Annotated in this window: 25 protein-coding genes; 11 read left to right on the forward strand and 14 right to left on the reverse strand. The window is 37.6% G+C overall.

All coding sequences use genetic code 11. The features are described 5' to 3' along the window. Positions 1-26: 26 nt before the first annotated feature. The 7 genes from ACFSR8_RS13775 to ACFSR8_RS13805 form a co-directional block, all read right to left on the reverse strand. Entirely contained in the window at positions 27-467 is a 441-nt protein-coding gene (locus ACFSR8_RS13775) for a sensor of ECF-type sigma factor (protein WP_380292998.1), read from the reverse strand. Between the two features lie 12 nt (positions 468-479). After that, complete coding sequence (locus tag ACFSR8_RS13780; RefSeq protein WP_380293000.1) at positions 480-986, reverse strand: hypothetical protein; 507 nt, start codon at positions 984-986, stop codon at positions 480-482. 44 nt (positions 987-1,030) lie between these two features. Then, positions 1,031-1,573 (reverse strand): RNA polymerase sigma factor, encoded by a 543-nt coding sequence (locus ACFSR8_RS13785; RefSeq protein ID WP_380293002.1) that lies wholly within the window; start codon positions 1,571-1,573, stop codon positions 1,031-1,033. Positions 1,574-1,879: 306 nt separating this feature from the next. After that, a complete protein-coding gene (locus ACFSR8_RS13790) occupies positions 1,880-3,703 on the reverse strand; it encodes an ABC transporter ATP-binding protein (protein ID WP_380293004.1) in 1,824 nt (607 codons plus the stop codon). Beyond that, positions 3,703-5,433: a phospho-sugar mutase gene (locus ACFSR8_RS13795; protein WP_380293006.1), complete on the reverse strand. Its 1,731-nt coding sequence runs from the start codon at positions 5,431-5,433 to the stop codon at positions 3,703-3,705. The genes ACFSR8_RS13790 and ACFSR8_RS13795 overlap by 1 nt, the downstream gene beginning before the upstream one ends. 103 nt (positions 5,434-5,536) lie before the next feature. Further along, a complete protein-coding gene (locus tag ACFSR8_RS13800; RefSeq protein WP_380293008.1) occupies positions 5,537-6,484 on the reverse strand; it encodes a glycosyltransferase family 2 protein in 948 nt (315 codons plus the stop codon). Between the two features lie 3 nt (positions 6,485-6,487). Further along, positions 6,488-7,003, reverse strand: a complete 516-nt coding sequence (locus ACFSR8_RS13805; protein WP_380293010.1) for a DUF4199 domain-containing protein — start codon at positions 7,001-7,003, stop codon at positions 6,488-6,490. Positions 7,004-7,160: 157 nt separating this feature from the next. Here ACFSR8_RS13805 and ACFSR8_RS13810 point away from each other — a divergent pair, with 157 nt between their 5' ends. The 4 genes from ACFSR8_RS13810 to ACFSR8_RS13825 all read left to right on the forward strand — a co-directional run bounded on the left by ACFSR8_RS13810 (position 7,161) and on the right by ACFSR8_RS13825 (position 10,040). Continuing rightward, complete coding sequence (locus ACFSR8_RS13810; protein ID WP_186559368.1) at positions 7,161-7,412, forward strand: type B 50S ribosomal protein L31; 252 nt, start codon at positions 7,161-7,163, stop codon at positions 7,410-7,412. Between the two features lie 143 nt (positions 7,413-7,555). After that, positions 7,556-8,731, forward strand: a complete 1,176-nt coding sequence (locus ACFSR8_RS13815) for a GlmU family protein (RefSeq protein ID WP_380293012.1) — start codon at positions 7,556-7,558, stop codon at positions 8,729-8,731. 59 nt (positions 8,732-8,790) lie between these two features. Next, the gene (locus tag ACFSR8_RS13820; protein WP_380293015.1) at positions 8,791-9,702 is read left to right on the forward strand and encodes a TolB family protein; all 912 of its coding nucleotides are present in this window, start codon (positions 8,791-8,793) and stop codon (positions 9,700-9,702) included. An 8-nt stretch (positions 9,703-9,710) separates the two neighbouring features. Beyond that, on the forward strand, positions 9,711-10,040 hold the full coding sequence (locus ACFSR8_RS13825) for a hypothetical protein (RefSeq protein ID WP_380293017.1): 330 nt from the start codon (positions 9,711-9,713) through the stop codon (positions 10,038-10,040). On the opposite strand, the gene ACFSR8_RS13830 is transcribed toward ACFSR8_RS13825, so the two are convergent. Beyond that, the gene (locus ACFSR8_RS13830) at positions 10,037-11,671 is read right to left on the reverse strand and encodes an ABC transporter substrate-binding protein (RefSeq protein WP_380293018.1); all 1,635 of its coding nucleotides are present in this window, start codon (positions 11,669-11,671) and stop codon (positions 10,037-10,039) included. The genes ACFSR8_RS13825 and ACFSR8_RS13830 overlap by 4 nt on opposite strands. Positions 11,672-11,804: 133 nt before the next feature. Here ACFSR8_RS13830 and mtaB point away from each other — a divergent pair, with 133 nt between their 5' ends. Beyond that, the gene (gene mtaB / locus ACFSR8_RS13835) at positions 11,805-13,136 is read left to right on the forward strand and encodes a tRNA (N(6)-L-threonylcarbamoyladenosine(37)-C(2))-methylthiotransferase MtaB (protein WP_380293019.1); all 1,332 of its coding nucleotides are present in this window, start codon (positions 11,805-11,807) and stop codon (positions 13,134-13,136) included. Between the two features lie 191 nt (positions 13,137-13,327). On the opposite strand, the gene ACFSR8_RS13840 is transcribed toward mtaB, so the two are convergent. After that, positions 13,328-13,624, reverse strand: a complete 297-nt coding sequence (locus ACFSR8_RS13840; protein ID WP_186559385.1) for an N-acetyltransferase — start codon at positions 13,622-13,624, stop codon at positions 13,328-13,330. A 124-nt stretch (positions 13,625-13,748) separates the two neighbouring features. Between ACFSR8_RS13840 and ACFSR8_RS13845 the strand changes: the two genes are divergently transcribed. From ACFSR8_RS13845 to ACFSR8_RS13855, 3 genes are read left to right on the forward strand one after another with little or no spacing between them, the layout of a single operon-like run. Next, positions 13,749-14,414, forward strand: coding sequence for an alpha/beta hydrolase (locus ACFSR8_RS13845; protein ID WP_380293021.1), 666 nt, complete (start codon positions 13,749-13,751; stop codon positions 14,412-14,414). 33 nt (positions 14,415-14,447) lie between these two features. Further along, positions 14,448-15,374, forward strand: coding sequence for a lytic transglycosylase domain-containing protein (locus tag ACFSR8_RS13850; RefSeq protein WP_380293341.1), 927 nt, complete (start codon positions 14,448-14,450; stop codon positions 15,372-15,374). A gap of 6 nt (positions 15,375-15,380) precedes the next feature. Continuing rightward, entirely contained in the window at positions 15,381-15,803 is a 423-nt protein-coding gene (locus ACFSR8_RS13855) for a PH domain-containing protein (protein ID WP_380293023.1), read from the forward strand. On the opposite strand, the gene ACFSR8_RS13860 is transcribed toward ACFSR8_RS13855, so the two are convergent. Beyond that, positions 15,804-16,382: a DUF2892 domain-containing protein gene (locus tag ACFSR8_RS13860; protein WP_380293025.1), complete on the reverse strand. Its 579-nt coding sequence runs from the start codon at positions 16,380-16,382 to the stop codon at positions 15,804-15,806. Positions 16,383-16,588: 206 nt separating this feature from the next. Between ACFSR8_RS13860 and rpmH the strand changes: the two genes are divergently transcribed. The 3 genes from rpmH (at position 16,589) to ACFSR8_RS13875 (ending at position 21,770) form a co-directional block, all read left to right on the forward strand. After that, on the forward strand, positions 16,589-16,750 hold the full coding sequence (gene rpmH, locus ACFSR8_RS13865; RefSeq protein ID WP_342155343.1) for a 50S ribosomal protein L34: 162 nt from the start codon (positions 16,589-16,591) through the stop codon (positions 16,748-16,750). A 113-nt stretch (positions 16,751-16,863) separates the two neighbouring features. Next, entirely contained in the window at positions 16,864-19,716 is a 2,853-nt protein-coding gene (carB, locus tag ACFSR8_RS13870) for a carbamoyl-phosphate synthase large subunit (RefSeq protein WP_380293029.1), read from the forward strand. A 185-nt stretch (positions 19,717-19,901) separates the two neighbouring features. Next, positions 19,902-21,770: a zinc-dependent metalloprotease gene (locus ACFSR8_RS13875; protein WP_380293031.1), complete on the forward strand. Its 1,869-nt coding sequence runs from the start codon at positions 19,902-19,904 to the stop codon at positions 21,768-21,770. A 27-nt stretch (positions 21,771-21,797) separates the two neighbouring features. Here the strand turns inward: ACFSR8_RS13875 and ACFSR8_RS13880 are convergent, their stop codons facing one another. The 4 genes from ACFSR8_RS13880 to ACFSR8_RS13895 are packed head-to-tail and all read right to left on the reverse strand — an operon-like array spanning position 21,798 to position 24,453. After that, positions 21,798-22,340, reverse strand: coding sequence for a YceI family protein (locus ACFSR8_RS13880; protein ID WP_380293033.1), 543 nt, complete (start codon positions 22,338-22,340; stop codon positions 21,798-21,800). A gap of 4 nt (positions 22,341-22,344) precedes the next feature. Then, positions 22,345-22,710 carry a hypothetical protein gene (locus ACFSR8_RS13885; RefSeq protein ID WP_380293035.1) on the reverse strand — a complete coding sequence of 122 codons (366 nt, stop codon included), beginning with the start codon at positions 22,708-22,710 and terminating at the stop codon, positions 22,345-22,347. A 39-nt stretch (positions 22,711-22,749) separates the two neighbouring features. Further along, positions 22,750-23,601, reverse strand: a complete 852-nt coding sequence (locus ACFSR8_RS13890) for a DUF5777 family beta-barrel protein (RefSeq protein WP_380293037.1) — start codon at positions 23,599-23,601, stop codon at positions 22,750-22,752. Between the two features lie 6 nt (positions 23,602-23,607). Continuing rightward, the gene (locus tag ACFSR8_RS13895) at positions 23,608-24,453 is read right to left on the reverse strand and encodes a T9SS type A sorting domain-containing protein (RefSeq protein ID WP_380293039.1); all 846 of its coding nucleotides are present in this window, start codon (positions 24,451-24,453) and stop codon (positions 23,608-23,610) included. Positions 24,454-24,462: the final 9 nt, after the last annotated feature.

Below are 24,462 nucleotides of genomic sequence, written 5' to 3' on the forward strand. Positions count from 1 at the left end.
CTTAACATAAAAAAATGGGGGAAGTATTAACCTCTCTCTTTTCTACGCTTTTTATATTCTTCAAACATTTGCTGTCTGAAATCTTCCTCTGCCAATCTCAGCTTAATGATTTTTTTAGGAGGAATAATTTTTGATAATTTTTCGGAAAACTCAATTCGTAATTTATGCATTTCGTTTTCCGCTTTTCGGAAACGCTCTATTAAAACCAAGGCTTCATTGTCGGACATGGTGTCCGTGTTTGCACGAATTTCTTTCCGAAGGCTCTTCATTTCCTTATGGCGGATATTATTGGTCTTTTCCTCAAAGGCATTATACACTGGCCAAAACTGTTGGGACTCTTTTTCGCTTAAATCCAACTTTTCGGTAATAAAGGCAATTTTAAGCGCTTTTATTCTTTCCCATTTGCCTTTTTGTGCCGCAGCCGATAGGCATAGTAGAAGCGCGGCTATAAACAGTAACTTTTTCATCTTTCATATTTATTATTCTATCATCAACGATTCTAGGTCTGCGTTGTTTAATAGGTATTCTTCTATGTTTTCTTTATCTAAATTATAATTTACAAAATCATTTTCATTTAATTCCTCATCAGACATTAATGAGGCAATCTCGTAAGAGCTAATATTTTCATCAATGATATAATTTTCAACAGTTTCTGTTTCTAAATTATCAAAAGATGGATTACTTTCAAAAATAGGAAGATTCAAAATAATCAAAACAGCGGCTGCTACACCCGAGATATAAATCATCGTTTGCCTAAAGTTAAATTTAACAACCTTGGTGTCTTTTTCTTCTGAAAGTTTTTTAAAAACCTTGGATTCCAAAGTGTCAAAATAATTTTGAGGTGTCTTAAAACCAGCAGAACTTATGTCGTTTAAATGCCTTTCATTTTGGATTTTATCCAACATCGAGGCTTCAAATGAGTCAAAATAATCCTTTGGCACTTTAAATCCCGTTGATTTAATGTTATGTAATTTTTTGTCTTTCATCCTTTTTCAGTCTTAACTGTTTGACTCACTATAATTTAAAAGGTTTAATCGTCAGTTAAATAGGCTTCAATTTTTTTAACTGCAATGTGGTAGGAAGCCTTTAATGCACCTTCACTGGTTTCTAAAATATCAGACATTTCCTTGTACTTTAAATCCTCAAAATATTTCATATTGAACACCAATTGCTGTTTCTCAGGCAACGTTGCAATCGCTTTTTGAAGTTTAAGTTGAATGGCATCACCTTCAAAATACACATCGGACGCTAAATTTTTTATGGCCAATTGCTGTACTTCCTCATTTGAAATTTGTAACCTTTTGGCATTTTTATTGATAAAGGTGATGGATTCATTGGTAGCGATACGGTACATCCACGAAAATAATTTACTATCCCCTTTAAAATTATGAATGTTTTTATAAACCTTTATGAATGTATTCTGAAGCACATCGTCAGCATCGTCATGCGATTTCACTATGTTCCGTATATGCCAATACAAGCGTTCCTTGTAGAGCTTCACCAGTTCTCTAAAGGCTTGTTCTTTTTGCCTGTCTGACTGCAATTGTGCTACTAATTCTGTGTCGTCAATCACAAATAATCTTTAATTATTTGACTACTAAATATAAAGAAAGTTTAAATTCAATTATTTGTTATTTCAGGTGTTTTTTAAGAGTTTGATAATCAAATAGTTATATTAAATAATATCGATTAAGTGTAAATAAATTCGATAAAATGCATTTTTTTCTTGGTTTGTAATTAGATTTATTATAAGTTTGCTTCAGAAACCTACTTACTATTGTTAGTCGTCCCCAAGTCTAACAATGAACAGAAAAGGATAGAACCCCCAAATCTCTATCCTTTTTTACTTTTTATTACCTTTTTTAATTTCTGAAAAGTACTAATCGAAACTCTGCATTTCAACGAGTTTTTGGTAAACTCCTTTTTTGGCTAAAAGGTCTTTGTGCTTGCCCTGTTCCACGATTTCACCTTTACTCAAAACCACAATTTCGTCAGCATTTTGGATGGTGGAAAGTCTATGTGCAATGACGATGGAAGTTCTATTTTTCATCATATTTTCCAAGGCCAACTGTACCAGGCGTTCACTTTCGGTATCCAAAGCTGAGGTGGCTTCATCGAGAATCATAATTGGAGGATTTTTCAATACGGCGCGTGCAATACTTAATCGTTGTTTTTGTCCACCTGAAAGTTTGTTTCCGGAGTCCCCAATGTTGGTGTCGATGCCATTGGGCAAGTCCTTTACAAATTCCCAAGCATTGGCAATTTTTAAGGCTTCAATAATTTCTTCTTCAGAGGCATCCTCTTTTCCTATGAGTATATTGTTCCTTACGGTATCATTAAAAAGAATGGAATCCTGGGTAACCAATCCCATTAAACTGCGCAATGAATGTTTGGTAATATCCCTTATATCTTCATCGTCAATGGTAATACTGCCCTCGCTAACATCGTAAAAGCGTGTCACCAAATTGGCAATGGTACTTTTGCCGCTACCGGATTGACCTACAAGCGCAACGCTTTTTCCTTTAGGAACCGATATCGAGAAGTTCTTCAAAACTAAATCCTCTTCGTATCTGAAGGAAACATCATTCAATGAGATGGATTTTGTAAAATTGGATTTGGTTTTAGCGTCTGGCTTATCCTCCAATGGAGATGTTGTACTTAATATTTCTAATACGCGTTCCGCTGCTGCATTTCCTTTTTTCACACTATAACTCGCTTTACTTATTGCTTTTGCAGGTGTTAAAATATTATAAGCAAGCCCCATATAGACTATAAAAAGTCCTGCTTCTAGGCTTTTTTCATTCAAAACCATTCTACCACCGTACCACAATAAGATAGCAATTACCAAAATACCCAAGAACTCACTTGTCGGAGACGCCAAGTTTTGCCGGTTTAGTAACTGGTTTGAAAACTTATTGAATTGAGAAGTCGAGTTGCGAAACTTGCTTCCAAATATAGTTTGTGCATTAAATCCTTTAATGACTTTTAGCCCTCCTAATGTTTCTTCAATTATGGATAAGAATTGTCCCTGTTCCTTTTGTACTTTATCAGAATGTTTTTTTAAGCTTTTCCCTATTCTAGAAATAATAAAACCTGAAACCGGGATAAAAATAAAGACAAATAGTGTGAGTTTCGTGCTTATTAAAAACATTGTAATAATAGTAAACAGAATCATAAGTGGCTCTCTAACTATAAGCTCTAATATGGAAAGGAAAGATCCTTGTATTTCCTGAACATCAGTAGTTATTCGTGCAATTGTATCTCCTTTTCGTTTTTCTGAAAAAAATGCTAGTGGCAAATGCGTTATTTTTTCGTAAAGCGCATTTCTAACATCCATTAAGACTCCATTTCTTAAGAAGGTTATAAAATACATGGCAAGGTAGCTAAACATGTTTTTTAGTAAAAACATGCTTATTACCAAAACTACCATAAAGATTAATACATCATCATGTCCTTGGTTAACCTTTTGGGTCACGAAGAAATTGAGGGAACTTTCCAAATACTCCTTTGCGTTAGCAATCCCGTTCCAAGTAGGTTTGGTGTTTAGCTGTTTTGTTTTGTCAAATAAAACATTAAGCATTGGAAACAAAGAAACCATTGCCAGCGTACCAAATAATGCATAAAAAATATTGCTTATAATATTCAGAATTGCATAGCTTTTATAAGGCTTCGCAAACCGAAGTATTTGCTTAAAGTACTCCATTAAATTAGGTTCATTCCTTTCAGAATGGTTTCAGCTTTAGCATCAAGTTGGGCTTCTGTTGATTTGAAACCATCTACTGAACTTATCGGGGTATTTACGCTTACATAAAACTTTATTTTCGGTTCCGTGCCACTTGGCCTAAGGGCTACTTGGCTACCATCCTCCAAATAATACATAATTACATTGGATTTTGGGATATCAATGGACGTCTCTTTCCCAGTTAGCAAATTTTTGGACGTGGAGGATTCATAATCCTCAATTCTCGCTACTTTTACGCCATTTACTTCTTTCACAGGATTTTGGCGCGCATCGGTCATCATTTGTTTGATTTCTTCAGCACCTTCGATTCCTTTTTTAGTCAATGATACCAGTTTTTCTTTAAAACAGCCGTGTTCCACATAAAGCTTTATCAGTTCATCATAAAAGGAACTGCCTTTGGATTTTGTTATCGCCGCAATTTCACATGCTAATAAAGTAGAAGTTACAGCATCTTTATCGCGTACAAAATCGCCAACCATATAGCCGAAGCTTTCTTCTCCACCTCCAATAAAATTCAACCCAGGGTTGTCCTTAATCAATTTTGCAATCCATTTGAATCCGGTCAAAACCACTTTGTTGGCAACTCCATAAGCATTTGCCAATTTGTGTAGCATGGGCGTTGATACAATAGTTGTAGCTATAAACTCCTTTCCTTTTATTTTGCCTTCGGCCTTCCATTTTTTTAATAGAAAATCGGTCATCATTACCATCGTTTGGTTGCCATTAAGCAACTGCATATTCCCTTCGGAATTTCGAACCGCGACCCCCAATCTGTCACAGTCTGGATCTGTGCCTATTACAATATCCGCTCCTTCCTTTTCGGCAAGTTCAAGTGCCATTTTTAGGGCAGCCGGTTCCTCTGGGTTCGGTGATTTTACTGTGGGAAACCCTCCGTCGGGTTGCTCCTGTTGTTTTACAATATGGACGTTTTTATAGCCTGCACGTTTTAAGGTTTCCGGCACAGCCGTGATGGACGTACCGTGCAACGAGGTGAATACAACGGTCAGGTTGTCTTTGGCGGCCTGTGTTGCACCTACCGATCCATTTTCAACGGAGGCGTCTATAAAAGCATTGTCCACATCTGTCGATATATTATGGATTAAACTATCATTGGCCTCAAATTTTATATCGGAATAATCCAGATTATTGATGGTATCAATGATTGCACCGTCGTGTGGCGGTACCACCTGGCCTCCATCTCCCCAATACACTTTATAACCGTTATATTCTGGTGGATTATGCGAAGCTGTTAACACAATACCGCAATGACAATTTAAATGCCTAACAGCAAATGATAATTCTGGCGTTGGGCGCAGGTCCTCAAATAGATATACCTCAATACCGTTAGCGGAAAACACATCCGCTACTACCTTGGCCAATGTTTTGCTATTATGTCTACAATCATAAGCAATTACAGCCTTTGGGGTTTCGCCAGGAAACTGTTTATGCAAATAATCGCTTAGGCCTTGGGTACTTTTTCCAAGGGTATATTTGTTGATACGGTTGGTGCCAACGCCCATAATACCCCGCATACCCCCGGTACCAAATTCCAGATCCTTGTAAAAACTTTCTTGAATATCCTTTGGATTATTCGCGATACTATGCTTGATAGTCTCTTGGGTTTCGTTGTCAAAAGTTGGGGTCAACCAGGTATTGATTCGGTCTAAAATTTTTGGTTCGATGTGTATCATAATTGAATTATTGGATAGTTTACAAAATTAAACATTTGGGTAATTATAGCTATGATAAATTTACTATTTCCATAGAAATGAAGGGCAATAGAACTTGGACAATTTAGAAATTAATTTCATCCTTTACAAGATAGCGTTTTTTGCCCGTTTTACTGCGCAAAATAATTTCGCCTAAAAAACCCGCGACAAAAAACTGGGTGCCAATAATCATAGTAGAAAGCGCAATATAGAATTGTGGACGTTGGGTAATAAGTCTTCCCATTGGGTTGATGAATAATTTATCGATGCCAAGATAAGTGGCAAATCCAAAACCAATAGCAAACATAATTACTCCAAGAGCCCCAAAAAGGTGCATAGGCCTTTTTCCAAAACGGGATAGAAACCATATAGTAATAAGGTCTAAAAAACCATTAATAAATCGATCCATACCAAATTTGGTCTCACCATATTTCCTGGCCTGGTGTTTTACTACTTTTTCGCCAATTTTACCAAACCCCGCACTTTTTGCCAAAACAGGAATATAGCGGTGCATTTCACCATTAACGTCGATGTTTTTCACAACATCATTCCGATAGGCTTTGAGCCCACAATTAAAGTCGTGCAATTTGACACCTGATGTTTTCCGTGCCGCCCAATTGAACAGTTTTGAGGGGAGGTTTTTAGCAATAACAGAATCGTATCGTTTCTTTTTCCAACCAGAAATTAGATGGTACCCCTGTTTTTTCACCAGGTCGTATAGTTCAGGAATTTCTTCAGGGTTATCCTGTAAATCAGCATCCATCGTTATGACCACATCGCCATTGGCCTTTTCAAAACCAGCGTGCAGGGCTTGGGATTTTCCAAAATTCCGAAGAAATCTTATACCTTTTACATTATCGTTACTTTCAGAAAGTGAAGCAATGATTTTCCAGGAATTGTCCGTACTCCCATCATCAATAAAAATGACTTCATAAGAAAAATGATTGGACTGCATCACTTGTACAATCCAATCATGTAATTCGTTTAAAGATTCTTCTTCGTTGAGTAGTGGTATAACTACGGATATGTTCATTAACTAAGCTTCTTTTTTGAGTATCAAACCGCCAACCAAAGCATAAATAAGTCCGAATAAGGTGCTCATACCTATCCAAATTGCTGAGCCGAGAAGGGGGTTAGAAAACTTTTCAACGTACTCCATTGATTTATCTATCATTTCTTCAGTCATCTTAGGGTTTTCATAAAGTTTTTCCCTAGCAACCTCCATCATCTTGCCCATAAACTCAGGATCGATAACATAGTTGAAAATAATGCTGTACACCGCGTAAACCAGTCCGCTAACAACTCCTGTGGCTACACCAACTTTTAAAGCATCAGTAAGCGCTAGTATTTGCCCATTCCTTTTTCTATATTGGCTGATGGTGTAAATAATAAATAGCGGATATATAAGGTAGTAAATATAAATGGGCCATTGCTTGCCCTCCAGCATCATACCCGAAGTGTACATGCCTACTGAAATAATTACCATAATAAGCCCCAAAATAAGGCCATAGTTTAGCGCGAATTTACCTGGGGATAATTCTTTAGCTTCCATAAATTTTTGTTGTTATTGGTTATATGGATAGTTAGTAAACAAAGATAGTAAAACGTTACACATTGGATGGGATTAAAAAACATAAAAAAAGATTGTAGATTTATAAAAAATACTTAAATTTGCACCTCTAAAAAATTAAGATTTAAAGCGTAAGGCGATGAAAAAAGGGATACATCCAGAAAATTATAGACTTGTAGCATTTAAAGATATGTCCAATGATGATGTGTTTTTAACAAAATCTACAGCTAATACAAATGAAACGATTGAGGTTGACGGTGTGGAATACCCATTGGTGAAAATGGAAATCTCCAGAACATCGCATCCATATTATACTGGTAAATCCAAATTGGTGGATACTGCCGGACGTATCGATAAATTCAAAAACAAGTACGCCAAGTTTAAAAAGTAAACTTGCGCAAAATATATTTAGCAAAAGCCTTTCTACTAAAGAAAGGCTTTTTTATTTTTATCACTTAGAATTTCGTGAAGCATCATTTAGTTTTAAGTTTGAGAGACAACTTTAAACTTTAAACTCTAAACTTTAAACTCATTATGAACTACATTCTTTTCGACGGCCCTTCAAGAAATAACCTGCTTCCGTTTACTTATACAAGACCTGTAGCCGATATCCGTGTTGGGATTTTAACGATTCGTGAAAAGTGGGAAACCTATTTAGATACCACCACAACCACGGTTACCGAAGATTACCTCTCGGAAAAATTCCCAATGGTGGAAATGGAGGAAAATATAATGATAAATGCATCTTATTTGCCAAATTTAGAATTAGTTGAAATGGTGAAAGATTTGAAAGATAACCAAGCCATTTTTAAAGACGAAGACGTTTTGGCCTTCCATGCGAAAGAGGGCGAGGAAAATATTGATTTTGAATCGTTTGAGGCGATTGAGTTTAATGGAGATTGTATCAGAATTGAGCATACTTGGGATATTTTTTCGAAGAATGGAGAGGCGATTCAAGAGGATTTTAATTTGATAACCAAAGACCGAAAATCCCAGCCAATTCCTGAAACGACAGTGGCCTTTCATTCTGAAAACATTTTTATTGAACCGGGTGCTAAATTGCCATTATGTTCATTGAATGCTACTAATGGTCCAATTTACATTGGGCGGGATTCCGAAATTATGGAGGGCAGTATGATTCGTGGACCTTTTGCCTTGTGTGACCATGCCACAGTAAAAATGGCGGCTAAAATTTACGGGCCTACCACAATAGGTCCCTCTAGTAAGGTTGGTGGCGAAATAAATAACTCGGTTATTTTTGGTAACTCGAATAAAGGCCATGACGGTTATTTAGGGAATTCTGTATTGGGGGAGTGGTGCAATCTAGGAGCTGATACCAATAACTCTAACTTAAAAAATAATTATGCCGAAGTACGTCTTTGGGACTATCAAACCGAAGGTTTTGCAAGAACTGGTCTGCAATTTTGTGGGTTGATGATGGGTGATCACAGCAAGTGCGGTATCAACACAATGTTCAACACAGGTACTGTAGTTGGCGTTAGTGCCAACATCTTTGGTAGTGGATTTCCACGGAATTTTGTCCCCAGTTTTAGTTGGGGTGGTAGCGGTGGTTTTACTACCTATCTCACTAAAAAGGCTTTTGAGGTGGCTGAAGTAGTCATGGGAAGAAGAGGAATGGACTTTTCTGATGCGGACAAGGCTATTTTGGAACACGTCTTTGAAGAGACCAAAAAATATCGCCGTCAGTAACAATTAGGTAACATGCTTGCAATGAAAGATTTGTATATTTGTAGTGCAAATCCCTCAGTATGTTCAAAACGTTACTTCTTTTTCTCTCAATAGTGTCTCTCGGATTTTCACAAGAGGCTACTTATCAGGTAAAAAATGTAAACATTAACAATGAGTTTCCCCACTTTGGAATTATGCCTGTTGGTAATAATGAAGTCATTTTTATTTCCTATCAATTGAACAAAAAAGGTAGGGTGCGTATCAATTTTGACGGCGAAGGTATTTTGGGCATATACAAAGGGACTCCTAATAAAGATGGGGGTATCGTAGGTATTGAAGAAATTAAAATTGACCCTAATGCCGAAATGGGCCAGGTAACAAGTGCTGTTTTAAGTTTGGATAGAAAATACATTTATATAACGACTACTTATACCAATAAAAACAGACCAAAAGGCGATTTTAAAAAAGATAATTACCATATCGAAGTAGGAGAGCTTAAATCTGGGGTGGGGTACACCAATTTCAAGGTGTTGCCTTTTTGTAGACCCCGTTATTCCTATGCGCATCCGGCTTTAAGTTCTGATGGTAAAACCATTTATTTTACTTCGAATCAAAGAGGGGGGAAGCAAACCACAAAAGGAGGTTCGGACATTTTTATGGCCCCGATATTAGGTCATGATAAATTTGGGGAGTTGCAGAATTTAGGAAGCAAAGTGAATTCCTATAGCCGGGAAATGTTTCCAACTATTGGCCCGGACAAAACACTGTTTTTTGCATCGAATAGATCCAGTGGGTTTGGGGGCTATGATATTTATAAAAGCCAATTGAATGCGGATGGTACATATTCTAAAGCAGAAAAGATGCCCGAGCCAATCAACAGTAAAAAGGATGATTTATCTCTGGTGATGTTTGGGGATAATACTGGCTATGTGGTATCAAAACGCCTTAAAGGAAAAGGTGATGATGATATTTATTATTTTCAAATGAAATAATAACCTTTATGTTAAGCATCGTTCTTCTTTATTTTATTGGTAAGTATTATTACGAGCTGGCTCAAGAATATTACAAACATCGGTGGGGGTATGGCATTTTGGGGATTGTTGTGTATTATGCTGGTTCAGCAATTGGTGGTGTTTTAGTTGCGCTTGCTGATGATTTGTTCGATTTAGGAATAAACTTTGAGAGCAGGATAAACCTAATGATTATCGCTTTTAGTTTTGGAGTATCCTTAGCCGTACTAGTTTATTTCTATTTAAACCGCAGATGGAAAAAATCAGTGGTGGTGCCAAAGGATGAAATTGACGAAATTGGAAGAAGTCCTCAAAATTAATTTTCTAACTTCTTTTTCTTTTTAACATACCTCAAATCCAACAAATCAATAGGATTGATGCCCAGGCCTTTAACGTTCTTTTGTGTAAAGCGCACCACTTCGTCATAAAATAGAGGCACCATAATTGCATATTCCATGGCCAAGGAATCCATTTGGGTATATAGAAGTTTTCGTTTTTCAATGTCTGTTACAGAAAAGGCGGTATTGTAAAGACTATCGAATAATTGGTCCTTAAAATGAAAATAATTAGAACCCCCTGGGGCAAAATTCTTGCTGTAAAAAATAGACAAATAATTTTCTGCATCCAGATAATCGGCCACCCACGAGCTTCGGAACATATCCACCTTTCCGTTCGACCGAGCGGAGCGCAAAGTGGCTTCGGGCATCACGTCCACATTGATTTTTAGGCCTGTTTTTTCCAGTTCACGCTGGATGAATTCGCAAAAGCTTAAATAATTACTGGTGGTCACCAAAGTGATTTCTGGATTTTGAATCCCCGTTTCTTTTATAAATTGCTTTACTAATTGCTTTGCCTTTTTAGGTTGATAGGAAAAACCGATGGATTGATTATACCCCGGAAGCCCAATCGGGATAAAGCCACCATTAGCGGGATTACCTATGCCGTTTCGTAAATACACCATCATTTTCTTTCGGTCAAATCCGTAATTGATCGCTTTTCTTAAGAGAACAGACTGTATTTCAGGAGTTTCAGAATCTAAATAAAATCCGAGATATTCCGTATTCAAATACGGCCCACGAATCATATTAACGGTTTTAGCGTATTTGTCTCGTAGTTGGCCATCTGCAGTTAATAATTCGTCCTTATAGGAAGCATCCAGACTTCTTAAAAAGTCAATGTTGCCTTGGGCAAACTGTAAAAACTCACTCTGCTTATCAGGTAAAAATGTTAATGAAACTGCCTCCAAATAAGGGAGTTGATTGCCTAAACTATCTCTTTCAAAATAGTTCTCATTCCGTCTAAAAACGAGTTTGATATTTTCTTCCCATCGTTTGAGTTTAAATGGGCCTGTGCCAATAGGGTGGGAACGGAATTCCGTGCCATAATGCTCTACAATTTCCTTGGGCACCACAGAACAATATTTCATGGTCAATAGTCCGATAAATGCTGGGAAAGGTTGTGTTAATTTAATTTCAAAAAGAGTATCGTTAATGGCTTTAAAATCATCAACTTTATTTAAAACCCAACTACCAGGAGGCGCCAGTTTTTCATCCCTTAGCCGATTAAAACTATAGGTGAAATCATCGGCAACCACCGTTCGGGTTGAATCCTTACCAAATAATTCGTGTTTATGGAAATAGACATCATTCCGCAAGGAAAATTGATACGTTAATCCATCTTCTGAAATGGTCCAGTCCTTTGCAATAGAAGGCAAAATATTGAGGTTGTCATCAAACTGCACCAAGCTGTTAAACAGTTGGTTGCAAACGGAATTATCCTGTAGCGTTCTAGAAAATGCTGGATCTAAAGTGTTGATATTGGCATATTCGTTATAACGAAAAACCAAATGATCCCTTTTGGCATTGGAGCTCTTACCACAGGCGGTAAATAAAAGTGCTGTACAACTGATTGAAAAATAATAAGTTAATAGTGGCTTTAGGCGTTTTATCATTTAAGCGATTAGTTGTAAATTTGCAATCTTTTATTGGATTGTCACACTGAGCGTAGTCGAAGTGCGCTCTTTGTGAAAAGTAAAAGTAAGTTTTAAAAGATTCTGAAACAAGTTCAGAATGACATAATAAGTAATGAACAAAAAAGTCGCATTTTACACCTTAGGTTGCAAGCTGAATTTTTCGGAAACCTCGACGATTGCCCGAAGTTTTACAAACGAAGGCTTCGATAGGGTAGATTTTTCCAAGAAGGCGGATATCTATGTGATTAACACCTGTTCGGTTACCGAAAATGCAGACAAACGTTTTAAGACCATTGTAAAGCAGGCCCAAAGGGCCAACCCAGATGCGTTTATTACTGCCGTGGGCTGTTATGCCCAACTAAAACCACGGGAATTGGCTGATGTGAATGGCGTGGATTTGGTATTGGGCGCCACAGAGAAATTCAAGATTACTGATTATCTCAACGACCTTTCCAAAAACGATTTTGGCGAGGTGCATTCCTGTGAAATTGAAGATGCTGATTTTTACGTGGGCTCTTATTCGATTGGGGATCGAACACGGGCATTTTTGAAAGTTCAGGATGGTTGTGATTATAAATGTACGTACTGCACGATTCCATTGGCCAGAGGGATTTCCCGAAGCGATACAATGGACAATGTTTTGAAGAATGCACGCGAGATTACAAAACAGAATATCAAGGAAATAGTTTTGACTGGCGTCAATATTGGCGACTACGGAAAAGGCGAATTCGGGAATAAAAAGCACGAACACACCTTTTTGGATTTGGTTACAGAATTGGATAAAGTTGAAGGTGTCGAGCGTTTGAGAATCTCCTCCATCGAGCCAAATTTGTTAAAAAATGAAACCATTGATTTGGTGTCAAAATCCCGAGCATTTGTGCCTCATTTCCATGTGCCTTTGCAATCGGGAAGCAACGACATTCTTAAAAAAATGAAGCGTCGCTACTTGAAAGAATTGTATGTGGATAGGGTTTCAAAAATAAAATCTGTGATGCCCCATGCTTGTATTGGGGTAGATGTGATTGTTGGGTTTCCGGGTGAAACAGACGCACATTTTTTAGAAACTTATAATTTCCTGAACACACTTGATATCTCTTACCTCCACGTCTTCACTTATTCCGAGAGGGATAATACGGAAGCCTTTGAAATGGATGGCGTTGTACCTAAAAAAGTTAGAAGTAAACGTAGTAAAATGTTGCGCGGATTATCGGTAAAAAAGCGTCGTGCTTTTTACGAAAGCCAAATAGGAACCACTCGAACGGTTTTATTTGAAAGTGAAAACAAGGAAGGCTATATCCATGGATTTACGGAAAACTACGTGAAAGTAAAAGCACCTTGGAACCCTGAATTGATAAACACACTCCATAAGGTGGAACTCACCAATATAGGTGAAGATGGATTGGTGCGGTTTGAGTTTCTCCGTCATCCTGAACTGTCAGACTGAGCGCAGTCGAAGTCTCGTTTCAGGATCTCATCCAAGATAGTTTATATTTTTCGATTTGAATTTTGAAGCATTGCACAAAAAAATCCGAGGCTAAATAAGCTCCAGATTTTATTTTTTCTTAACTTCCGTCTTCCGTCTTCCGTCTTCCGTCTTCCGTCTTCCGTCTTCCGTCTTCCGTCTTCCGTCTTCAACTATATCCTAACGCCAACAGGCAACATTCTTTTATATTTTCTGTTGCTTCTAACAAATTTTGCAATTTCTGGGCTGGTTGGTACTACACTTAAATTTCGATCTCCAATTTGTTCAAAAACAGCTGAAAGAAACTCTTTTCTAAAGCCTTCGTCTTCAATTTCTTCGGGGATTATCATTTTGGTTAAAAAAATCTTTCGCTCCTGTAAAGAGTACTCAATTTTGGCTAAATGGTCGTCAATCTTAATTTCAAATTGGCGTAAAAAATCATTATCTATCAGTTCAGCAGTTTCAACCATAGTGTGTTATATTTAAATTAAAAAAGGAATTCTTGAGAAAAAATGACAACTATTTCTCTAAATTTATCGTGCAAAATTACGAAAAAAAATCGGAACCCTAAAGAAATTTAAGAGTTAATTCCTTATGAGTCAAGAGGTAATACATGTGTATTTGATGCCGGGGATGGCGGCTAGCCCATTGATTTTTGAGCATATCAGGTTGCCTGAAAATCAGTTTGAGATACATCTTTTGGAGTGGTTTCTTCCTGTGAAAAATGAGTCCTTAAGCAATTATGCACAACGAATGGCACAGCATATCAAGCACGAGAATATTGTTTTGTTGGGCGTGTCTTTTGGCGGGGTCTTGGTTCAGGAAATGTGTCAATATTTAAAGGTCAGGAAACTGATCATCGTATCCAGCGTTAAATCGCCTTCGGAACTGCCCAAACGGATGCACTTTGCAAAATCCACAAAAGCATATAAATTGGTGCCGACGAGTTTGGCAAGTCGGGTAGATGTTTTGGCAAAATATGCATACGGCCATAAAATCAAAAAGAGGCTCAATTTGTATAAAATGTATTTGTCCGTAAGTGATAAAACCTATTTGGATTGGGCTTTGGAGCAGATGATGGAATGGAATCCAGAGGGCTGTATTTCGGACATTATTCACATCCACGGGGATAAGGATCCTATATTTCCAATTAGGAATATTTCCGATTGTATCATCGTCAAAAATGGCACCCACGCGATGATCATCTATAAATATAAATGGTTTAACGAGAATTTGCCCCGTTTAATTTTAGAAGACTAAAAAATATTATACCTTTAAACAAACTTTTTAATGATGAAGACAATAGAACGACTATTGGCGTATGTTGGATTATTAAGTTTATGTGCACTATTTATTAATGCCCTCCAAGATGCGCCTACTGATGAAAATTTCGAAAAGAAAATAATCAACGATTACAATGTTTATGCCTTACAGGTCCCTGAGGATTTGTCATTTGCCGGTGAACAAGTTCCTCTGAATAATCCGGATATTCTTGAGCGGATGGACAGGGAGCTTTTGGTGAATACCTATTGGCAGAGCAATGGTTTGTTGATGTTTAAACGTGCTAAAAAATACTTCCCTGTAATTGAACCGATTTTGGCTAAGCATGGAGTGCCGGACGATTTTAAATATTTAGCGGTAATTGAAAGTGGTTTGACCAACGCTGTTTCTCCGGCTGGGGCAAGAGGCGTTTGGCAAATTATGAAAACTACGGGCCGAGAAAACGGATTGGAAGTCAACAGCAATGTGGACGAGCGTTACCATTTGGAAAAAGCCACAGAGGTAGCCTGTAAATATTTATTGAGAGCAAAAGAAAAGTTAGGATCTTGGACGTTGGCCGCTGCGGCCTATAATGCGGGAAATGCAGGCGTTTCAAGACGTTTAAAGGAACAGAACGTTACCGATTACTACGATTTGCTTTTGGGTGAGGAAACTGGCCGATATCTATTTAGGATTGTGGCACTAAAGGAAATTTTGTCCCATCCCGATAAGTATGGGTTTAACTTTAGGGAAAAGGATTTGTATGCCGGTGTACCAACTTTTAAGGTTGAAGTGGACACTGCCGTAACGGATTTTACCCAATTTGCCGAAAAGTTTGGCATCAACTATAAGATATTGAAACTACACAACCCTTGGTTGAGGGAGCCTCATTTAAATAACAAATCTGGGAAGCTTTACGAGATTGAAATACCGAATGAAGGGTATTATGATGTAAACTAATTTTTGATGAAAGTATTCAAATCAGAAATCAGCTATGGGTTTATTTTTGGTTTGGCTGTCTTTTTGTTTGGAATCAGTTATTTGACCAGCTTGGGAAGTGCTCCTAGCAGTACAATTGTCACTGTATACTCCATTAACCTTGTTACAATTCTATTTCTTTGGTATGTATTTCATAGTATAAAATATACCATTTCAGAGGGTTATTTAAAGGTAGTTTGTGGTTTTTTGTACAGAAAACAGATATCAGTAGATACCATAAAATCTATTAAAAAGACGAATTCGTTGATATCATCTCCCGCTGCTTCGATTACCAAACGGATACAAATTAGTTATGGGACATATGGTACAATAGTAATATCACCAGAAAATAGAACTGATTTTATAGGAATGCTTCAAAAAGCTAATCCGCTAATAAAAGTTAGCGTATAATTATCGGCCTCTTCTTTTCTGCGCCCTAACAGAACCCCCAGCCCCGTAGTGCTGATTAGGGCCAACAGCCTGCTTCATATTTTGCTTCATCATTTTGATTTGCTCAGTCAACATGCCGTGTTTATCCAATTTTTGAGCTTCTTGTAATAATTGTTGTGCTTCTCTTTTACGACGTTTTGAGAAGGCGATTCCAGCAAGGTTCAATTTTGCCATGGCCAAATCGTGTTTCATGGAAAGGCCAAGTGAAACGGCTTTTTTAAAGTGCTTTTCAGATTCGTTCATGTTATCCTGCATTGTCATAATACCGTGCAAATAACTATAATACCCTTGTTGCTTTTTTACCAAAGCCGCTTCAGGATTTTTAATCTTGCTCAACCATTTTTTGGCGCCATCAAAATCCTGCTTCCGCAATCTTAAAAAGGCCAGTAGTATAAACTCATTTTTAAAATAAAGGAATACGAAAACACCAGCTAAAAAAATCAGCGCAATCCCATTACCTATATAGCCTTCAGTAAATTGATAAACGGCATAAGCCAATATTCCTATAGCAATGATGAGTTTTATAATTTTATTGTACATTTTTGATGTTTTAATACAATTTTTAGGTGCTTTTAAAGGTTTGAAACACCATTTTTATTTTGAAATGCAAAGAAACTAAATTTTTATGGAAAAAATATTTTTAAAATAGGTTTGTGAAACCAAAAAGCTTTGTATATTTGCCCCCAGTTTTGCCAAAGGGTAAACTTTTCAGAAAAATACAATTCAGATTTTAAAGATATAAGACGATGAGTAAAAGAACGTTTCAGCCTTCAAAAAGAAAAAGAAGGAACAAGCACGGTTTCAGGGAAAGAATGGCCTCTGCTAATGGCAGAAAGGTGCTTGCTAGTAGAAGAGCAAAAGGAAGAAAAAAATTGTCTGTATCATCTGAACCAAGACATAAAAAATAATGATTAACAATTGTTGATATTTTAAAGGTGTTGCTTAAGTGTAACGCCTTTTTTTATGTTTTGTTATTACATAATTTAGCAAACTGATTTATTAAAACTAGAACATAGTAAAAATGCCGAAAAATCCGAAATTAAAATCTATCCTAATTATTGGTTCTGGCCCTATTATCATTGGGCAAGCGTGTGAATTTGATTATTCGGGCTCCCAAGCCCTGAGATCGTTGAGAGAAGATGGAATTGAGACTATTTTGATCAACTCGAATCCAGCAACAATTATGACCGACCCGTCCATGGCCGATCATATATATCTGTTGCCGTTGAATACCAAATCTATCGTTAAGATTTTAAAGGAACATCCCCAGATTGATGCCGTATTGCCTACCATGGGTGGTCAAACCGCATTGAATCTGGCCATAGAAGCTGATGAAAAAGGAATCTGGGAAGATTTTGGAGTTGATATGATTGGGGTAAATATTGATGCTATCAATATTACCGAAGACCGAGAGCAGTTTAGAGAATTGATGGGGAAAATAGGCGTGGGTATGGCACCTCAGGCTACGGCTTCTTCTTTCTTAAAAGGAAAAGAAATTGCCCAAGAGTTTGGTTTTCCTTTGTGTATTCGTTCTTCCTTTACTTTAGGGGGTGCTGGAGCGGCGATAGTTTACGATGAAGCAGATTTTGATAAGCTATTGCGTCGCGGATTGGAAATTTCGCCTATCCACGAGGTGATGATTGATAAAGCGCTTTTGGGGTGGAAAGAATATGAGTTAGAGTTACTTAGGGATTCCAATGGAAATGTGGTGATTATCTGTTCCATTGAAAATATGGATCCAATGGGCATCCATACGGGGGATTCCATTACGGTTGCGCCGGCTATGACATTGAGTGATAGAACATATCAAAAAATGCGTGATATGGCTATTTTGATGATGCGCAGTATAGGTGATTTTGCAGGGGGATGTAACGTACAGTTTGCCGTAAGTCCTGATGATCAAGAAGATATTATCGCTATCGAAATCAACCCACGGGTATCCCGTTCTTCGGCATTGGCAAGTAAGGCTACGGGATATCCAATTGCGAAAATTGCCGCTAAATTGGCTTTGGGCTATAGTTTGGATGAATTAAGTAATCAAATTACTAAATCTACGTCTGCCTTATTTGAGCCAACTTTGGATTATGTCATCGTAAAAATTCCGCGTTGGAATTTTGATAAGTTTGAAGGTTCCGACAGGACTTTAGGGTTGCAAATGAAAGCTGTTGGAGAGGTAATGGGTATTGGGCGTTCCTTCCAGGAAGCTTTGCATAAGGCAACGCAATCCCTAGAAATCAAGCGAAATGGTTTAGGAGCTGATGGTAAAGAAAATACCAATTATGATGAGGTCATAGATAAGTTAACACACGCCTCTTGGGATCGTGTATTTACCATCTATGATGCTATAAAAATGGGTATTCCTTTAAGCAGAATTTTCGAAATTACCAAGATAGATATGTGGTTCTTAAAGCAATATGAAGAGCTGTATTTCTTGGAAAAAGAGATATCCACATTCAATATTGATACCATTGATAAAGAATTATTACTTGAGGCGAAACAAAAAGGCTACGGGGACAGACAGATTGCACACATGCTTGGATGTTTGGAAAGCCAAGTTTACAACAAGCGTGAGGAGATGGGTATCAACAGGGTCTATAAATTGGTGGATACTTGTGCCGCGGAGTTTGAAGCGAAAACACCCTATTACTACTCTACCTTTGAGAGCGATATGGAAACTGCTGACGGAAAGCGCTATTCGGATAATGAAAGTATTGTTTCTGATAAAAAGAAGATCATCGTTTTAGGTTCGGGTCCAAATAGAATTGGGCAGGGTATTGAGTTTGATTACTGTTGTGTGCATGGTGTTTATGCGGCCAAAGAGTGTGGCTATGAAACCATAATGATTAACTGTAACCCTGAAACGGTTTCTACTGATTTTGATACAGCAGACAAACTTTATTTTGAACCCGTTTTTTGGGAGCACATATATGATATTATCAAACATGAGAAGCCTGAAGGTGTTATTGTTCAATTGGGCGGGCAAACCGCTTTAAAGCTTGCCGAAAAACTGGATAGATATGGTGTCAAAATTATCGGCACCAGTTTCCAATCCTTGGATTTGGCAGAAGATAGAGGTAGTTTTTCGACCTTGTTGAAAGATAACAATATTCCGTATCCTCAGTTTGATACCGCTGAAACTGCTGATGAAGCTTTGGCAGTGGCCAAAGAATTGGATTTTCCTATCTTGGTGAGACCATCATATGTACTTGGCGGCCAAGGGATGAAAATCGTTATCAACGAAAAGGAATTGGAAGAGCATGTTATAGATCTATTAAATAAAATTCCTAACAATAAATTGCTGCTAGACCACTACTTGGAAGGCGCTATTGAAGCAGAGGCAGATGCTATATGTGATGGGGAAGAAGTTTACATTATTGGTATCATGGAGCATATCGAGCCTTGTGGTATCCATTCGGGGGATAGTAACTCAACTTTGCCACCTTTCAATTTGGGTGAATTCGTCATGCAACAAATTAAAGATCATACCAAAAAGATTGCCTTGGCTTTAAATACGGTTGGATTGATTAACATTCAATTCGCCATAAAAGACGATAAGGTCTATATTATAGAAGCGAATCCAAGGGCATCGAGAACTGTGCCGTTTATTGCAAAAGCTTATGGAGAGCCATATGTGAATTACGCAACCAAACTAATGCTCCGAGAGAATATGATCAAGGATTTCAATTTTAAACCAGAGTTGGAAGGCTATGCCATTAAGCAACCCGTTTTCTCATTCAATAAATTCCCCAATGTAGACAAAACACTGGGGCCGGAAATGAAAAGTACGGGTGAAAGTATCTTGTTTATTGACAGTCTAAAGGATGATGAGTTTTACGATTTGTATTCACGAAGAAAGATGTATTTGAGTAAGTAAAAATTAAGCATTTTTATAATACGGGCCACTCAATTTTGGGTGGCTTTTTTTATTTCTATACTTAATAAAAACATAGGTTATTTCTGATAAATAATACAATTTATCGAATTTTTATGCTTTTAGTAGGTTTAAATTAAATTTTAAACCATATATTTAACGCTGTTTATCAACTAAAACTGTTAAAAATGAAACAAAGTTACTTTTTAATATGTTTTGTTTTCGCTCTAGCTTTTAGCGCATATTCGCAAAATCGGAGGCATATTCAAAACTCAAATCATTCTAATACCCAAATCGATTCAAACCAAGAGGTTATAAATTCCCGATCTTGTGGAACCGACTTCGCTCACAAGACATTATTGGAAACAGATGAAGCCTACAGACAAATCTTTGCAGATAATGAGCTAAAAATAAGAAACAAAATACAATCCAAAAAGGCCAGCAAAAGTCTTAGTACAACTCAATATACTATTCCAGTTGTAGTCCATGTTATTCATTTGGGTGAAGCTGTTGGAACAGGAACCAATATCAGCGATGCCCAGATACAAAGTGCCATAGATCATATGAACGTGGCTTATTCGGGTTCCGGATCCTATATCACAAATATGAATATTGATTTTGTTCTAGCTAAAAGGGACGGAGATTGTAATCCCTCAACTGGTATTGAAAGGGTAGATGGTTCAGGAACGTCAGACTACGCAACGGCGGGAATTACGGACGATTCCGGAAGTGATAATGAAGTACAAATAAAGAATCTAAGTAAGTATCCAAATGATAAGTTTTACAATATTTGGATTGTAAGTGAAATTAATGATAATAATGCAGGTTCTGGTACGCAAGGGTATGCCTATTACCCCGGAGCATCCTCCGCTGTGGATGGTTCCGTAATTGTTTACAATGCCTTTGGTTATGATCCTACGGGCGCATTGGGCTATAATTTGAAATCTTATACCAACGAAAATGTTACGGCCATACATGAACTTGGGCATGGACTTAACTTAAGGCATACTTTTGAAGGAGATGACGGCGATAATGATGGTACCGCCGACCAGTGCCCTGTAAATACCGATCCTACTCTTGACGGAGACCTATGTGCAGATACTGATCCTCATAGAAGGGATGACGGAAATTGTGGCGATTCAGGAAATACCTGTACAGGAGCTGGAACCAATTTAGCCGATGTTGTTACTAATTTTATGGCTTATTCAAGTGAAAGTTGTCAAGTTAAATTTTCCGACGATCAAAGGGATAGAGCTAGAGCAGCTTTGGAAACAACTCGATTGTCTTTAATAAACTATCCTGGTGGACTGGCTCCCACAGCTTTGCCATCTTCCTCATTGGTTTCTACCCCTGCAACTCAAAGTATTGCGACCAATTCGGGTATTGGAGTACATAGCCTTTCAATGGGGGCAACAAGTTATTTTTCCGAGGATGCGGAAGACGAAAACGGTTATCATGTCAATTCTTGTAGCAGATTTGAACTAAGTAGTAGCACAACCTACAATATTCAAGTATCCACGGGACCCGCAAATGATGAAGATGTTAAAGTATATATAGATTATAATAATGACGGAGATTTTGAGGATTCTGGAGAAGAAGTCTTTAGTAATACTAACGCAAGAACGCATTCGGGAAGTTTTACTGTGCCAGCCATTTCATCAAATGTACTTGCAAATACAACCTTATGGGTTCGAGTTGTAAGTGATTTTTTCCCGAATACGATTTCTGGCCCAAACTACTCTCCAGTGCATGGCCAGGTAGAAGACTTTTCAGTAATAATTAATTCTACCTTGGGAGTTGAGGATAATTCATTATCTGATGCGCTTCTGCTTTTGCCCAATCCAAGTAATGGTGAACTTACCTTGAAGTACTCAGGAGTATTAAACTTAGAACAAGTAGATATATATAATATCGTTGGTAAAAAAGTTTGGACTAGTAATCTGAGGAATTTCAATGGCGAAAAGGAAATTGACTTAGCAAGAATTCCGGCCGGCGTTTATTTTGCCAATATAAAGGCCGAACAATCCCAAATTACTAAAAAGATAATTATTCAATAAAAATATAATGCCGCTTTAAGCGGCATTTTATTTTTTCTTCATATTGAATGTAAAGCTGACTTCAATGTCTTCTGCAATTTTATTACTCACAATTTTTGGAATCTTTATATCGAAATCAGAAGCTAGGGCAACAAAGTTTCCCTCTAATATTATTGTGTCCTCCTTATTGAGCAGATTAATAAGAATACCATTGAACTTTTTGGTTACTCCATGAAAAGTCAATTCACCATCAATTTTGAATTCTGCAGCATCCCTTAATTTTTCTATTGAGAAATCATTGATCTTTCCTTTGAAAGTTGCTTTAGGATATTCGTCAGATTCGGCATAATTTTCATTAAAATGCTCCTCCATAAGCGCATTTTTAAACCGAAACCCTTTTACTAAAACCAGGGATGCAAACTCTCCATTGTCAGTATTGAGAATTGCAGTAACGGTGGTGTTTTTTGCTTTTACCTCTTCAAAAGAGGGTACTGAGGCCTCAAATTCTACTGTCCCAGTTTTTGTAAAATATTTTGATTGCGCAAAAACGTTGACGCTAATAAGGCCGACCAAAACTATTATATACTTCATTTTTTTAATTTTCTAGTAAACCGTCATCCTTCCATTGCTGGATTAAGGCTCTCAAATTTTGTGCCATCAGGCCACTGGGTGGCATTGGACTACTGGAGTTATTTGTTCTGCTAATAATGCGATCTACTCTGTCCCTTACCTGTGTAAATGTTGTCAATGGGAAAGGAGCATTATTGACAGGGGGATTTCCATGACACCGAACACAATTAGCATCAATAATACGTTTTATATCATCATTGTAAGTAACTTTTGCCATCGGATCTGGATCGGGGTCTGGGTCTGGGCCGTTTAAGTCGTCACCACCATTGCTCGAACAATTGAATATTAAGGCCATAATTGCCAAGCTGGCAAACAAATTTTTGAATTTCATAGCTGTAATTATTTAAAATTAATGTTATTTATAGTTCTTCTAGAATCTTCTACTTAAGTTAAAGCCAAAGTAGATATCACCGTCCCCCCAATCACCAGTGGCTTGTCCTAAAAAGCCATTAGTATTCATAGGCTGCGCGTTGGAAAAATGCATTTGAAATACATGTCCTCCAGTCTCTAAATCGAAACCAATGGATAATGGGTTTTTAAATGGTGAATTTTCCACCCTGTTTAGGTGTAATCCGTAATCTGCGTTGATGGACCACCTTTTTCCTAATTTATAGCGACCACCTAACCCCAGAGCCATTTGGGAATTAGCTTGGGGGTCGAAAACCACATAATTATCATGAAAAAATGTAGGAGCCAATTGTAAAGTTAAATCAGAATTTACTTTTCTGGACACCAGCACCTGGGCAGTGTATCCCAATCTGTGTTTAAACTCAATTAGGGGAAAAACATCCTTGTCCATTCCCGTATTGATTAACAGCGCATTGAACCCTACAATCGTAAATGGGAACCCATTTTCTTTTTGGCGGGCAAGGCGATATTTAATGGTGACATCATAAATTTTCATAAACGAACTTCTAGAAACCCCAATATTAATGTTATCCGTTACCCCGTAAACAAAATTCAGACGTGTTACGGCATCGTCGAGACCAAAAAAGGTATCAAAGCCATTTTTAAGGGTGCTAAACCTGTGGTAAACAATAAAGGTAAGTTCCTTTTTCGCTACTAATTTGGTGGATTCAAAGTTTACAATTTTTAATCCTTTAAAAGCTGCACTTACATATTGCTCTCCAACCGAATCGTTATCAATTTCATCAAGCAAATCCTGTTGAGGAAATATTAGAATTGGAGCCACCAGTAATACAAAAACAAAAAAGTATTTCATCCTGAATTATAACTTTATAAAACGTTGGGATTGCGATTGTCCTTCAATGGTTGCACGTAAAATGTAGGCACCGCCATTCAATTGAGAGACATCAATTGTTGAATTTAAATTACTTATCGATTGGGCTAACACCTTTTTACCTAAAATGTCAAAAACTTCAATTTCGGCATTATTTCGATTTGAAGACAATTCAAGACGCAATTCAGAATGTGCCGGATTAGGATATATTTTGAAACTGTTTGAGGTAAAATCGTCCGTACTCAAAGTTGTTACTGCCGTGATGTTATCAATTTCCAATCTAGCATCAATAGAAGCACCGCGCCAATTAGGGGAGGTATTGCTTAATATTCTTAATTCTGTAACATTAGCGAGTGTAGCCGCAATGTCAGTTCCTCCAGCCAATGCCATGTCGCTCACTGTAATGGGAAGGACTATACTGGACCAAGAACTGCTAGGAGCTACATCTACCGAATTTGCAGAAGAAATTCGTCCGCCGGAACCCTCCATTGCAACACGTAAGTTTAAAGTGTTAGTAGAGACTCTTACATCGCATGTAATTGCTATTATTCCGGCAGAGGTATAGTTTCCGCCCCAGTCTATATTTGGATTAAACATAACCATTTTGCTGCCACCTCCACCTCCGCCGCTGGAATCATTTTGTAAGTATCTGTCGCCCGCTCCTGCAGGTCCGCCAGTAGCTATGTTGATAGGTGGGTTGGTTGTTGGCCCTCCTTCAGACCAGGATTGTACTGTACCGTCTTGAAAATCATTCACTTGTCCTCCCACAATTTGGGAAGACACGGAATAGGAGAATAATAATGCCAAAACGGCTGAGAATAATGTTGTTTTCATAGTTCGATT

The sequence above is a fragment of the Hyunsoonleella rubra genome, from assembly GCF_042684665.1.
GTDB lineage: Bacteria > Bacteroidota > Bacteroidia > Flavobacteriales > Flavobacteriaceae > Jejuia > Jejuia rubra.